The 13974-nt window shown below is 46.5% G+C and carries 14 protein-coding genes and 2 pseudogenes; 4 read left to right on the top strand and 12 right to left on the bottom strand.

Annotated elements, in window-relative coordinates; all coding sequences use genetic code 11:
- Positions 1 to 119: 119 nt before the first annotated feature.
- Positions 120 to 278, top strand: a pseudogene (locus ACI0FR_RS15785) (integrase core domain-containing protein); the annotation flags it as partial.
- A gap of 87 nt (positions 279 to 365) precedes the next feature.
- On the opposite strand, the gene ACI0FR_RS15780 reads toward ACI0FR_RS15785, so the two are convergent.
- From ACI0FR_RS15780 to ACI0FR_RS15735, 10 genes are read right to left on the bottom strand one after another with little or no spacing between them, the layout of a single operon-like run.
- Complete coding sequence (locus ACI0FR_RS15780) at positions 366 to 1640, bottom strand: glycerate kinase type-2 family protein (protein ID WP_404908910.1); 1275 nt, start codon at positions 1638 to 1640, stop codon at positions 366 to 368.
- Positions 1637 to 2854, bottom strand: coding sequence for an NAD(P)-dependent oxidoreductase (locus ACI0FR_RS15775; RefSeq protein WP_374834282.1), 1218 nt, complete (start codon positions 2852 to 2854; stop codon positions 1637 to 1639). Before ACI0FR_RS15775 ends, ACI0FR_RS15780 begins: the two co-directional genes overlap by 4 nt.
- Positions 2829 to 3641 carry a class II aldolase/adducin family protein gene (locus ACI0FR_RS15770; protein WP_374834280.1) on the bottom strand — a complete coding sequence of 271 codons (813 nt, stop codon included), beginning with the start codon at positions 3639 to 3641 and terminating at the stop codon, positions 2829 to 2831. The genes ACI0FR_RS15775 and ACI0FR_RS15770 overlap by 26 nt, the downstream gene beginning before the upstream one ends.
- A gap of 38 nt (positions 3642 to 3679) precedes the next feature.
- Positions 3680 to 4978 (bottom strand): TRAP transporter large permease, encoded by a 1299-nt coding sequence (locus ACI0FR_RS15765; protein ID WP_404908905.1) that lies wholly within the window; start codon positions 4976 to 4978, stop codon positions 3680 to 3682.
- Between the two features lie 12 nt (positions 4979 to 4990).
- On the bottom strand, positions 4991 to 5548 hold the full coding sequence (locus tag ACI0FR_RS15760; RefSeq protein ID WP_404908902.1) for a TRAP transporter small permease: 558 nt from the start codon (positions 5546 to 5548) through the stop codon (positions 4991 to 4993).
- A 27-nt stretch (positions 5549 to 5575) separates the two neighbouring features.
- Positions 5576 to 6565: a TRAP transporter substrate-binding protein gene (locus ACI0FR_RS15755; RefSeq protein ID WP_461667984.1), complete on the bottom strand. Its 990-nt coding sequence runs from the start codon at positions 6563 to 6565 to the stop codon at positions 5576 to 5578.
- Between the two features lie 23 nt (positions 6566 to 6588).
- Complete coding sequence (locus ACI0FR_RS15750; RefSeq protein ID WP_404908897.1) at positions 6589 to 8067, bottom strand: aldehyde dehydrogenase family protein; 1479 nt, start codon at positions 8065 to 8067, stop codon at positions 6589 to 6591.
- A gap of 18 nt (positions 8068 to 8085) precedes the next feature.
- On the bottom strand, positions 8086 to 9240 hold the full coding sequence (locus ACI0FR_RS15745) for an iron-containing alcohol dehydrogenase (protein ID WP_374834271.1): 1155 nt from the start codon (positions 9238 to 9240) through the stop codon (positions 8086 to 8088).
- Positions 9241 to 9251: 11 nt separating this feature from the next.
- The gene (locus ACI0FR_RS15740; RefSeq protein WP_374834269.1) at positions 9252 to 10298 is read right to left on the bottom strand and encodes an Ldh family oxidoreductase; all 1047 of its coding nucleotides are present in this window, start codon (positions 10296 to 10298) and stop codon (positions 9252 to 9254) included.
- A 5-nt stretch (positions 10299 to 10303) separates the two neighbouring features.
- Entirely contained in the window at positions 10304 to 10966 is a 663-nt protein-coding gene (locus ACI0FR_RS15735; RefSeq protein ID WP_404908894.1) for an RraA family protein, read from the bottom strand.
- A 94-nt stretch (positions 10967 to 11060) separates the two neighbouring features.
- Between ACI0FR_RS15735 and ACI0FR_RS15730 the strand changes: the two genes are divergently transcribed.
- Entirely contained in the window at positions 11061 to 11966 is a 906-nt protein-coding gene (locus tag ACI0FR_RS15730; protein WP_374834265.1) for a LysR substrate-binding domain-containing protein, read from the top strand.
- A gap of 114 nt (positions 11967 to 12080) precedes the next feature.
- Here ACI0FR_RS15730 and ACI0FR_RS15725 read toward each other — a convergent pair.
- A pseudogene (locus tag ACI0FR_RS15725) lies at positions 12081 to 12440 on the bottom strand (integrase core domain-containing protein); the annotation flags it as partial.
- A gap of 49 nt (positions 12441 to 12489) precedes the next feature.
- Complete coding sequence (locus ACI0FR_RS15720) at positions 12490 to 12732, bottom strand: hypothetical protein (protein ID WP_404908890.1); 243 nt, start codon at positions 12730 to 12732, stop codon at positions 12490 to 12492.
- 352 nt (positions 12733 to 13084) lie between these two features.
- On the opposite strand from ACI0FR_RS15720, the gene ACI0FR_RS15715 reads away from it, so the two are divergent.
- Together ACI0FR_RS15715 and tnpB are read left to right on the top strand one after the other, a co-directional pair.
- Positions 13085 to 13471, top strand: a complete 387-nt coding sequence (locus ACI0FR_RS15715) for a transposase (protein WP_404908887.1) — start codon at positions 13085 to 13087, stop codon at positions 13469 to 13471.
- Positions 13468 to 13812, top strand: a complete 345-nt coding sequence (gene tnpB, locus ACI0FR_RS15710; protein WP_404908884.1) for an IS66 family insertion sequence element accessory protein TnpB — start codon at positions 13468 to 13470, stop codon at positions 13810 to 13812. Before ACI0FR_RS15715 ends, tnpB begins: the two co-directional genes overlap by 4 nt.
- The last annotated feature ends 162 nt before the right edge of the window (positions 13813 to 13974 follow it).

Below are 13974 nucleotides of genomic sequence, written 5' to 3'. Positions count from 1 at the left end.
ATACTATCAACAACGATCAAATCGAAAAGGCTCTGCACGCACTTGCCAAAAAATGGCGCAGAAAACCAAAAACATAAGAATATCTCTGCATTATCGCGGTAGTCACCGGATGTTTACGCTTCAACGGAAGTTTCCGCGATGAATGCCTGAATGAGACTTTGTTCTCATCGCTTTCTCAGGCACGCATCGAGATCAAAGCATGGAAGGATGATTACAACAAAAACAGACCGCATTCCTCACTCGGCAATGTCACGCCGAATGAGTTCGCCATGAAAATGGCACTGGAAAAGCTGGCCGCGTAAGGTCAAAATTAAAAATCAAGACTCTCCTGAAAAATGGAGGAGCATTGGGGCCCAGGTCATTGTTTACTCGTGGGATAAAATGAGTATCGCTCTGAAATCGTTAACGTTTGTACCAGTAGGTCCGGTAACAAAAAGATCATTGATTGAGGAAAAAGCCGTATAAGTATCATGCTGTGAGAGGGCATCTTCGATATCTATGCAGTTTTCTATCATTCGGCGCAGTGTCGTTCCGTCGACAAAGGCTCCTGCATTATTCTCGGAACCGTCTATTCCATCGGTATCAGCAATTAGAGAATGAATATTGTGACAATTTAGCCAAGTGGCAAGTGCAAGTGCGAACTCGCTATTTCTCCCTCCTTTGCCTCCCTTGTTTCGTATTGTGACAGTTGTTTCACCGCCAGAAAGGAGAACGCATGGAGTTAGAAAGGGGCTACCTCTTGTAGCAATTTCATTTGCAATAGCACCATGAACTCCCGCGACATCACGCGCCTCGCCTTCCATTGCATCAGAGAGAATATAAGCGTTAATTCCCTTTGATAATGAGAGTTCTGCGGCAGCATCAAGCGAAACTCGTGCTGATGCCACAATATGGTGATTGTCACGTTCAAAGGTGGCATCTGTTGGCAGCGGAGCGACAGCTTCTGAAGATCTTATAAAATCATGGATCTTTGGAGAAAGTTCAATCCTGTAGCGCTCAATAATTTGCAAAGCATCTTCACGTGTGGTCGTATCGGGAATGGTAGGTCCAGAAGAGATGAATGCTGGGTTATCTCCAGGAATATCCGAAATCACTAAGCTAACAATTCTTGCCTTGGTTGCTGCTGCAAGGCGGCCCCCCTTTATTCGAGAGAAGTGTTTACGAACCGTGTTCATAGCAGATATTGGTGCTCCAGATGAGAGCAGAACACGGTTGAGATGAATTTCATCTTGCAGAGTGAAGCCACATGGTGGCGCTGGTAAAAGAGCGGAACCTCCGCCACATATTAGTGCAATTACGAGATCGTCTTCGGTGAGTTGAGCGACACGGTCAAGCAACCTTTCTGCGGCTTTAATACCATTTTCGTCAGGGACGGGATGTGCTGCTTCCAAGACTTCAATATTGCGGGTAGCGCAGCCGTAGCCATAGCGTGTGACAACTGTACCTTCAATTGGGTGTGGCCATAGAAGCTCAAGCGCTTGCGCCATCTGAGCGGAACCCTTGCCTGCACCAATTACGACTGTTTTACCACCCTCAGGGGGAGATGGCAGATGCGCCCTAATACCTGATAGTGGATCAGCAGCCTTGACGGCGGCATCAAATAATCCGGTGAGAAATTCTCTTGCTTCCTTAGACTTCATAGCTTCACCGTATTAATATAGAAATCATTTGGCAGATCACCTTTGAGATTGCTGATCTCCCCCGAGTGTATTGCAGCAATCATCTGGTCAACCGCTTGCTTCGCACCAGCTACTCGCGAGGGATGATCCGTATCCGCAGCTGCATGTGGTAAAAGTAAAATCCTTCCAGGATAGCGATGAGCGAGTGGGATGTATGGAGTTAAAGGACCGCTCAATATGCCATCTTCTGTACGAAATATATCTGCATCAATTGCAGCAGCAAAAACTTTATTGTTTGCCATTGCCGTATCTAGGGCCTGAACATCCACGACTTCTCCACGGTCGAAATTAATAAGGATGCTCTCATCACTCATTGCAGACAATATATCACTTCCGATAAAACCATAATTAGCATATTGCTTGTCGTCAGCATTGAACTGTCCAAGCCCAATATGAACTGAAACTACATCTGCATCTGTCGCTGCTTGAACGGGGTTACCAGAAAAGCGAAAGCCTTCCGCCTCAATTTGTTCTCGGCGGTGGCTACGGGCATAGATTGTAACGAGCATTCCAAATGCTTTACCGAGTTTCGCGACTTCCCTGCCTATATTGCCATAGCCAAGCACTGATAATCGTTTCCCCTCCAACTTTTCTGTTGGAAATCTCCGTAAATCCCGTCCTGTATCGAAATCACTCGCCATGACGAGATCGTGGAGATGCTCAAATGGAAGGTCAGGTGCAAATTTTAGCAATCCACGCATCACCATTTGGGCTGTCGCTACGCTGTTCAGGCCTGGTGTGTTCATAAGAACAGCGTTACCGCCAATTCCGTCACCACCTCCCCAAGAAGCCGATTGCATATTACCAGTGCCGGCTCCAATCCTTACACCAGCGATACCAAAGACACTTTTCTCTGGTAAAACTGTTGCCGCAGCAATTACCCCATCATATCGCGCATCTCTTGTTTCGTGCAATAACTCTTCTTCCGTAGAGATATCGGGTAGATAGAAAAAGTTGATCCGCCCTTTGCTTAATTGAACGGCGGTGTCCAAGCCGCTAGTATGGAAAACCCCGCCTGCCGCCTCAATATAATTCCTGACTTCAATAGGGTCAGGCTCACCATTAGCCCCCAGTTTAAGACCAACAAGATCGCAAATGAGAACTTTGTAGGTTTTGGTTGGATTAGTTTTAATGTTCATTTCAGGGCCGTCAGTTAACGAGATCAGGTTCAGCATGAATAATCCAATCATAGATAGGTTGGAAATGGAGCCAACCCATAAATGGTGTTGCGAGATGCTTTGCTGAATGCGTTGCTTTTTCGGGCGAGACTAGCTTCAATGGGGAGCCAGTAGCTTCGGCTTTTAACTGGATTTCACAAGCACGCTCTAACGCGATAAACCACCAAGCAGCTTCATCGATGCTATGACGTCCGACACTGAATAAGCCATGGTTTTGATGAATTGCGACCTTGGCATCACCGAACGCTTTTGCAACTGAGAAGCCTGCTCCTCGTTCGATGACGACTGCTCCGGCTTCTTCTGTTATCAAAGCTTGATGTCCATAGAAGCCACAAGCGGTTTGTGTAATTGGATCCAGCGGACGGCCCAAGGCTGCCCAAGCCATTCCATTAACTGTATGAGCATGGCAGGAAGCGACAATATCAGGATTTTCTTCGTGAATTGCCGAGTGTAGAACGAAACCAGCTCGGTTAACTGCCCATGTTCCTTCAACGACTTTACCATCATGATCGACAAGAATTAGATCTGATGCTCTAACCCGTGACATACTCATGCCAAACGGGTTCGTCCAAAATAGATTGGCGTGTTCAGGGTCACGCACTGTCATATGGCCTGCAAATCCATATTCAAATTTGTAGCGGGCGAATATCCTGCAGACAGCAGCCAGCCGCTCACGGCGATGCTGGCGCTCTTCAGCAAATGTTGCAAACTCAGGTGGGCGTGGAAAATACAGGCCCTGCTGGTCCGGCTCGTAAACTGATTTTGTTGTTACTGAGGTCGACATATTATTCCTCCACTATTTATCGAGATAAGCTAAACTAGTTATTTCAATACGGCAGGCAGCCAAAGAGTTAGCGCCGGGAAGTAAGTAATTATTCCTAAGCAGATCAATAAAGCTGCATAGAAGGGCAACATGCTTTTCAGGATTTGTTCCACCCTCAAACCAGCAATCTGACAAGCGACAAATAAGTTCACACCCACAGGCGGCGTAGTCATCCCGACAGCTAGGTTTACGATCATTACGATACCAAAATGCAGCGGGTTAATGCCAAGTTGCATTGCAACCGGTGTAAGGATTGGCGCAAGAATAGTGATAGCTGCTCCGGTTTCTAGGAACATACCAACTATCAATAGCATCAGATTGATTAACGCCAGGAATACCAATGGATTATCAGAAATAGCGATGAAGAATTGAGACACCATTTCTGGAATACGATTAGCGGTTAGTACCCATCCAAATACGCTGGCTGCAGATATGATTAATAGTATCACCACTGTATTTAGGATTGATGAGCGCAGCGCCGTCATCAATCCACTAAAACTGATACTACGGAAGATAAGTCCGCCTACAATCAGAGCAAATCCCACGGCAACCGCAGCAGCTTCGGTTGGCGTAAATATGCCACCATAGATACCGCCTAATATCAACACGGGTAACATCAGGGCAAGTATTGCTTCTTTGAAACATTTCCACACACTAGCACGAGTTTCGCCATGTGGATCATTCTCATCGTGAGTTTTACCATAGCCGTTGCGTTTGCTGACGATATAGACCGTCAACATCAATCCACCAGCAACTAAGAAACCTGGAAAAATACCAGCTATAAATAGATCACCAATTGAAACGGGTACACCTGCAGTAAGTGCAAAAATAATCATCGGAATGGATGGAGGTATGATTACGCCTAATTCGCCTGATGAAGCTTGCACAGAAGTAGCGAAGGGACGCGGATAACCGCGTTTTGCCATGGCTGGAATAAGGATACCACCGATAGCAGCTGTGGTAGCAGCACTGGACCCTGAAATGGCAGCGAAAAACATTGCTGATATTACCGCCACTAGGCCAAGTCCACCCGTTGCACGTCCCACCAATGAGTGCGCCAAGTTTACAAGGCGAGTGGAAATTCCGCTCACTTCCATCAATGCGCCGGCCAATATAAAGAATGGAATAGCGGTCAATGGGAATGAATCAAGCGCCGCGAACATCCGCTGCACCAATGCTTGCAACGGGATTCCAGAGCTATACATTGTGATGGCAGAAGTCATCCCCAACGTAATTGCAATAGGTACAGTCAGCAAAAAAAATGCAAAAAGTGAGAAGCCAATAGCTATTGGATACATGATATATACCTCTTAACTAGCAGCTTGCGAGAAGACCTGCTTGGGCGGATCTATCGCGACAACCATGGTATTGATAAGGGCGATAGCTGCACCAGCAGGAATAGCTAAGTACACAAAATGCATCGGCAATTCGAGCGAACCTGACATTAAGGTGCCGACCATCCTACGCACAGTCCAGCCGTAGTAAATTAAAAGTGCCCAAAAAAATGCCGAAATCGTAAGGCTAATATAACCTACAACCCGAGCAATACGGGCAGGAACAATTAAGTAGATAACTTCGACAGCAACCAACATTCCGCGTCGTACAGCTACTCCGGATCCGATAAAAACAGACCAGATCAATGCAAAACGAATTATTTCTTCTGACCATGTCAGTGGCACACCGATAACATATCGTGCAATGACTTGGGCAATGCCTAACAGAGCAAGAATGCCCAGTACAAGCGCAAGACTATTCAGTATTAACTCGTTTACTCGATCAATCCATTGGATCACTGTCCAATTTTCGCGATATGTTTTTGAGACAGTTCGCTGGACTATCGGAGCCTCTTCCGACGCGGAATGTTTCATCTTACCCTCCCTAGAATGGGTGTATTCTTATTTGTTTGCAGGTGTCCCCACACCTACGATCGTGGTATAAAGATCGGATACAGTAGGGAAATTTTCTTTCACAAAATCGCTCCCTACCTTTTCCTGGAAAGGTTGTTTATCAGGTTCGATCAAAATCATACCGTCATTTTGAAGCTTCGTTAGGAATGCCTGCTCACCCTTATTTACCTCATCAGCCGCGTATTTCTTTGCAACACCATTAGCTGCTTCCATGATCGCCTTACGATGGTTTTCGGGCATTTCTTGTAAACGCTGGGCATCCATTACTACCGTGACAGGCTCATACGCATGCTCAGTCCGGATGAGATATTTGACAACCTGTGCGAACTGACTTGAGTCAATCAGCGATAGCGGGTTTTCTTGCCCATCAATAACGCCCTGCTGAAGTGCGTTAAACACTTCACCAAAGTTCATAGGCGTAGCGGCAACACCTAATTGGTTCCAAGATTTTACGGTGACTGTGCTATCAGGAACACGAACCTTAAGCCCCGAAAGGTCATCTGGTTTGTGAATTTCTTTTTTCGTTGTTAACCAGCGAGGGCCGCGCAACCAATACGAAAGAACCTCATATCCGGATTCATTACGAATAGCATCCGTAACTTGTTGTCCAACTTCTCCATCATAGACAGCATTGTAATGATCAATGTCCTGGATCATGAATGGAATAGTAAAGATACGGGCCGTGTCGGAAGCTGTCGACAGCACTCCAGCGCCACCTACCCAGATATCGTTGGTCATGAATTTTATGCCTTCGAGGAGCTCACGATCACTCCCCAAAGTGCTATTGCCATAGATATCAATCCGCACCTCGCCGTTAGTAGCAGCACTGACGTCATCAGCAAACTTTTGAACAGAAACGGCATGTACTTCCGAATTTGACCAGACGTGACCAAGACGCAGTACTGTTTCTGCCATGGCAGTTGTCGCCATAAGGCTCGACACAGTCAACGCCAAGCCGAATAATTTTAATTTCCTCATTTCAATCCTCCCATTATTGAACTTTAGCCTTGGAAATAGACACTCTTCATTGTTGTGAAGAAATCCTGATTGGAATGCCCGATCGAATAAGCACCAAAGCCGGAAGCCTTGACCCCTCCAAAAGGCATATGCGCTTCGCTTGCTGTACCGTGATTGACGTGAACCATGCCAGTTTGAGATTCACGGGTAAAACGTAACGCCAGATCAACATCGCGGGTATAAACCGAGGCTGCCAAACCATAATCAACTTCATTGGCAACATTGAACGCCTCATCAATGGAACTGACTTTAATCACGGACAAGACCGGGCCGAACATCTCCTCCAGAGCGAGCCTTGAGCCTGGGGTAACATCGGTGAACAAGGTCGGCTCAACGAAATGGCCTTGCGTCAATTCACCCGACTCCAGCGAACTTCCGCCGAAGGCGAGCTTTGCACCTTCATTTTTGCCGATATCAATGTATTTCATAACAGAGGACTTTTGATCAGCCGTGATCATTGGCCCCATAGTAGCTCCAGCCTCCCAAGCTGGCCCTACCTTGATTGCCGCTAATTCTGCTTGAATTGCTTCTGTTATTTCGTCAGCCCGATCTTTTAACACGACGATGCGGCTGATTGCGGTACATCGTTGGCCCGTGCATTGAAATGCGGCAGCGCTAATCTGTTTTGCCAAGACTTCTGCACTTGCATAGTCAAAAATAACCGCAGCATTTTTGCCACCAAGCTCAAGCTGAGTTCGGACAAATGATTTGCTTGCTTCTGTATTGATAGTGGCACCAACGCCTGTCGACCCAGTGAAGCTCACGCCTTTAATCAGTTTGTGACGTATCAGTGCTTCACCAACAATCCGCCCCGAACCAAAGACGAGACTGACAACACCATTAGGCACTCCAGCGTCTTTGAATACATCCATCAGCTTTGTAGCGGACCAAGGTGTGAGGTTTGATGGCTTAAGAACCACCGAGCAGCCATAGGCAAGTGCAGGTGCGATTTTACGCACTGGTGTGACGACTGGAAAATTCCAAGGTCCAATTGCCGCAACAACCCCGATCGGCTCACGCATAGTCATAGCTAGACCATTACGTTTTTCGCTCGGTAGCACATCACCATCAATACGACTTGCTTCCCCTGCACAGAACCGCATTTCTTTTGCAGCACGGGATACTTCGCCACGGGCCTCTGATAGCACTTTACCCTGCTCTGCAGCGAGAACGAAAGCGATCTCGTCTAAGCGTTGCTCCAACAAATCGGCAGCACGAAACAAGATCGCACCACGGTCAGGTCCAGGCACGTTACGCCAAGAAAGCCATGCTTCATGAGCTGAGCAAACGGCTTCATCGACATCATTTTCGTCACTATCTGTGAACTCTCCGAGACACTGGTCACGAAGTCCTGGATTATAGATTTTCGATCTATTTTGCTTCGGGGTACGCCATTCGCCGCCAATAAAATTCCCTTGGACCACGCCAGCGTGTCCACGTAACCAATTCAACATATCGCTCATAATGTTTCTCGATACCTATCAGTTCAGTTCAGCTTGCAACAGAGAACGCATATCATCATGTGTAGGCTGGCGCGGATTGACCGGTACGTTTCCGGATTGCAGCGCTTCATTGACGATTTCGTCAAAGTGATCAGGCGTTACGCCAAAATTACTTAGCTTTGCATTGATACCCACATCGGCCTTCAATTTATTGATAGCGTCCACTGAACGTAAAGCTGCCTCTTCAACCGAAAGATTACTCACATCTTCACCAAAAATTTCTGCGATACGGGCAAATTTTTTGGCATTCGATAAATGATTAAACCGCATGACTTCAGGCAGCATGATTGCATTGACTAGCCCATGAGGAATGCCGAATTTTGCCCCAAGTGGCATGGCGAAAGCGTGGACAAGGCCAAGACGCGTATTGTTAAAGGCCATTGCCGCGATTGTGCTAGCAAGAAGCATGTCACCACGCGCTTCGAGATTATTCCCATCGTTAACAGCTGCCCGCAAACTTTTGGCAATCAAGGTCATTGCTTGTTCAGACATCGCTTCAGAAATGGGCTGCGTAGCAGTGTTGACGTATGATTCTAGCGCATGAGTAAGGGCATCCATACCGGTGGTGGCTGTAAGCCCACTAGGTAGAGAGAGGGTCAGTTCTGGATCAAGTAAGGCGATCTTGGCGCAGTTTAACGAGCTGCCAACGCTGATTTTTACCTTCTGAACTTTGTCGGAAAGAACAGACCAAATTGTTAGCTCGCTTCCTGTGCCAGCAGTTGTCGGAACAGCTATGACAGGAGCGCCAGCAAGCGGCACAATGTCGATACCCACGTAGTCACGGATATTGCCCGTGTTCGTCAGCATCAATCCAATTGCTTTTGCTGTATCAAGGGCGCTACCCCCACCCACACCAATGACAATATCTGCTTGGTGAGCTTTACCTAACGCAGTACCTTCATCAACTGAACGGGTTGCAGGATCGCTCTCTACATCAGTAAATGATATTGTATCAATTCCATCTGACATTAAAATGGTTTTGATTTTATCAACCAAACCAGCGCGTTCGATCCCAGGGTCTCCAACCACGATCGCACGGCTTGCCTTAAGGCTTCGTACATATTCTGGAAGTTTGGCAATTATACCGTTGCCGAATTCAATCTGTGTAGGAACGTGGTAAGTGAACGGTTTCATTGTATCCTCCATCAATCATTCCGGGGCAGTTTAATCCCATGTAAATTGCCCAATTTTTGTAATTCTTGTTCGACAGTCAAAGGTAGAGTTATCCCATCTCTCAGCCTTTGCTTTTCGGCTCTATATTCAAGCTCGCCAGCATATAGAATCTCACTAGCGCCTTCTGCCCGTGGCTCAGCCTTCAATTCCTCAATATATCCATTGAGTCTTTCCTTGAAAGCCGAAAGGGGCATGAAGCGCTCTATATCAATAGCGATGAACATATGCCCGACATTTTGCGGATCATTCCAATTTTCGTACATGTTATTTACTGAAGACCCAAAGCCTGCTCCAGTCATTACCCCGCACAAAATGTCAATCGCCATGGATAGTCCGAAGCCTTTAGGACCTCCCATCGGTAACACCGCACCATCAAGTGCTAGATGAGCATCTGTTGTTGGCTTGCCGTCTTTATCAATGGCCCATCCCAGTGGTATATCCTCACCCTTACTTGCGGCGACAATAATCTTGCCACGTGCAACTAGGCTCGTTGCCATATCCAGGATAAATGGGACTTCATTGCTAGTTGGAAAACCAAAAGCGATTGGGTTTGTACCAACAAAAGGCCTCTTACCACCTGTTGGCGGCATGGTCTGTGATGCGTTTGACATAACTATCAGCGCAAGACCTTGATCAACCGCCTTTTTGACGTAGGTTGCACCTGTCCCAAAGTGATTGGAAGAAGAGACACCCAGAATATAGGCTCCCTTATTCTTTGCTTGATCAATGGCTACCGAAAGGGCTCGAGCTCCGACGTATGCGCCGAAGTTATTACGCCCATCCATTAGACCGACTGAACCGCTGTCTTTAATCAGTTCTGGCTCATTAGTCGGAACAACCATACCCTTCGCTATACGTTCCAGATATATCCCCAAACGAACGATGCCATGTGAGCTCACACCACGTAAATCAGCTTCAATAAGGTTTTGCGCGACAGTAAGCGCCACATGCTCTGGGGCACCATTGGCCACCAATACGTCCCGGCTAAATTCTACCAAACACGAAGCTTTATAGGCCATAGCAATCAAATACCTTTTGACTTTAATGCTACGTCAACCCAACTACGATCAATTGTGCTATCAGCAATGCTCTGCATAATAGCTGCTTCTCGCTCATATTGGCTCGTTGCCAGTACTAAGACTTCGTTGGCATGACTTAGTGGCACTACGACTAAACCGTCGCTGTCACCTACGACGATGTCTCCAGAATTTACGACCATACCACCGATAGACACTGTAACGCCGATTTCGCCAGGACCGTCTTTGTAAGGGCCACGGTGCGTGATACCGCGTGCATAAACTGGAAACCCAGCTGCTACAATTGCGTTTGTATCACGGATTGCTCCGTCAATGACAAATCCCCCAAGCGAACGGGATATAGCATAACGAAGCATGATTTCGCCGATGATCGCATTGGTAAGATCACCACTTGCATCTACAACGATGATATCGCCAGGCTTAGCGATGTCCAGCGCCTTATGCACCATTAGGTTATCACCAGGACGTGTACGAACCGTCAGTGCGCTACCACACATAACGCCATCGCCATGAAAAGGACGAAGCCCTGGACCACCAGCAAAGACACGGTTCATATTATCACTGATGATCGCAGTGGGGATTGAACGGAATTTTTCAATAAGATCATTAGCCGGACGTTGAAAGTCGTCTTTGATACGAAAACCTAGCAATGGAACCTCCCTTAAATGCTGGTTTGAAAGTAGGGACACTAACTCTTGACGTCCAATACATAATAGAGCATTGATTGATGCCTAGGAGGTATTAATGCTTGAAACACGTCAACTACGTTACATTCATGCTGTGGCTGAAGAATTACATTTTGGCAGAGCGGCTGCCCGATTGCGTATTGCTCAACCAGCTCTCTCCAGACAAATCCAACAGATTGAGGCGCATCTAGGAATTCTTCTGTTTACGCGCACTCAGAGAAGGGTAGAACTTACCCCCGCAGGACACCTTTTATTTGAGCGCGCGCGGACCATTCTGAGTGATATAGATCAAGCTGAAGTTGATACTAGGCGTGCTGGAAAAGGCGAATTAGGCCGACTTTCCATTGGTTTCATACATTCATCCAGCTATGGATTACTCCCACGCGTACTGCACCGTTATCGTGCCTTGTATCCCGAAGTTAATTTGGAACTAAAAGAAATGGGCATCGCCGATCAAGTTAAAAGTCTACCCCTTGATCTTATAGACATAGGAATTACGCGCCCAGCTAAGTATACAAAGGGAATAAAAACACAAACAATACTTGAAGAAGAGTTTTTATTGGCAGTTCCAGCCTTTAATCCACTTGCTTCTGTAAAAAAAGCATCGCTCATCCGGTTAGCGAACGAACCGTTTATTTTCTTTCCCTACGAAACAAGCCCTCTTTACAATACCTCAATCACTGCGATGTGCGAAAAAGCAGGCTTTGTGCCTATTATATCTCAAAAGGCTACCCAAGTGCATACTGTCGTTGGACTGGTTAGTGCCGGAATGGGGGTCGCGATAGTACCAGCAACAGCTCGAAACTTACAAATTACAGGGGTCGCATTTTTGAAAATTACAGATAATCCCCCACCAGTGAAAATCGTACTTGCATGGAAAGCTAACCTCGAGACACCACAGATGAAAGCATTTATATCAATAGCAATATCGGCTGCAAAAGAGTTTCAGGAAACTGCCGCATAGTTCGGTAAAATCTTTTGGAGGCAGTAAAGTTTATAATACTAAACATTTGACATGAGTCCCAAGATTGGGCCGCCGGGAATTAGAATTCTCCTTCTCCTTGATGTGCACCCGTTTTTAGGACCACCCGGCTGGTGGATTTCCGGGGGTTTGGGCTTTGGGCGAACCTGATGCGCCTGAGCCATTCATCAGCGAAATCGGTGGCTTATTGCCGATGGCTCTGTGAGGTCGAACCTCATTGTAATCTACACGCCAATCCTCCATCTTTTGGCGGGCATCGTCAAGGGTCATGAACCAATGCTGGTTCAAACATTCGGCTCTGAACTTACCGTTGAAGGATTCAATATAGGCATTATCAGTCGGCTATCCCAGCCTGGAAAAATCCAGAGTAACAGCGTTCATATAAGCCCATGAATCAAGGTCTTTAGAGATAAATTCGCTGCCATTATGGACTCTGATTGTCTTTGGATAACCGATCTGACGACAGACCCGCTCCTTACGGGGGACTTAAGGAAGAATGAAAAACTTAAGCTGATAATCTTTCTTCTTCTCTCATCTCAATTCTAGCTTCTATTTCTTTAATTGCGCTTTCCGGATTATCGAGCAAATAATTCAATCTGCGTGCATCTTCATCGCCACCAGGCGCTATCTCAATGTGCTGCTCGCCAAACTCGATGTGATCAAAGTGAATGTTTGTACATCCGTTGTTCGAGTTGATTTCGTAGCCTGAGGTTTTGAAGATTTCTTCACCTTTTTTATTGAAAAACACATTTACAATGTTGTCGTTTTTTCAATTGCTTCAATAAAATTTATTTTTGACATAATATTAGTTCCTTGTGTTGACCGCTAATCTGCGGCTAGAAGATTGGTTGTTTTTGATCTTCTATATATTGATGATGAGTCGCATTAATGATTGATGCAAGCATTATTTTTGATGTTTTTTACGAATACTGTAAAATTAGTTTACTGTTCTTGATGTAGTCTATGAAAATAAATTAAATTATTTTTGTAATTAATCTATTTTTGGCCGATTATTGTTTGGACGTAAGCGATTAGGCGACCCCACATATCTTTTGTCGGCCTGATACGCGATTTTCTACATGAATCATGTGGGGAATCCTATGAGCGACAGTGTGAATCAGACCCGAACATTTGAGATATTAACGGCGGAACCGGTACGAAGCCGTCGCAAACCACGTGACTGGCCGGACGACGAGAAGACCCGGATTGTGTCTGCGACATTGCAGCCTGGAGCTAATGTTTCTGCTATAGCGCGGTCTGAAGGTCTGGATCCCTCTCAACTTTATGGATGGCGGCGTAAGGCGCTTGCATCTGGCACTATCGCGCCATTATCGCCAGGAATGGAAAGTTCAGCCGGATTTGCACGTGTTGAAACAGCCCAAAACAGTTCAATTGATATTCTTGTTGCCGATATGGTGGTTCGCGTCGGTTCAACCTTCGATCCAGAGCAGCTAGTGCAGATATTAAAGGCGGTTCGCAAGGCATGATTTCCAGCGGAGTAGTTGTTTATGTATCCTGCGAGCCCGTTGATTTCCGTAAAGGAGCTGCCTCCCTGATGGCACTTGTACGTGATGGCGGCCTCGACCCGTTTAATGGCGCGCTTTACGTTTTCCGGTCAAAACGTGCTGACCGGATCCGGATTGTATGGTGGGATGGGAGTGGTGTTTGCCCTTATTCGAAAACTCTCGAAAATTGTGGCTTTTGCTGGCCGGGCTTATCGACAGCGAGGATACGTCTGAACCATTCCCAACTCATGGCTTTATTGGCCGGAATGGACTGGAAGAAGATCCTCCCCAACAAGATAAAACGCCCTGTGCTGACGGGGTGATAACACCTGCGGTAAGATGATTCATAAGGTGAAATTGGTTGGGAAACCGGCTATTTTTGTGTTCTACTCAGTCTCATGGATTTATCTCTTCACGATCTGCCGGATGACGTTGACGCACTGAAAGCAATGGTGCTGGCAATGGCTTGTGAGCAGGCCGCGAAA

The sequence above is a fragment of the Paenochrobactrum sp. BZR 201-1 genome, assembly GCF_044987585.2.
Taxonomy (GTDB): domain Bacteria; phylum Pseudomonadota; class Alphaproteobacteria; order Rhizobiales; family Rhizobiaceae; genus Paenochrobactrum; species Paenochrobactrum pullorum.
Note: the sequence above shows the minus strand (reverse complement) of the source record. Positions and strands in the feature narration are given on the sequence as shown.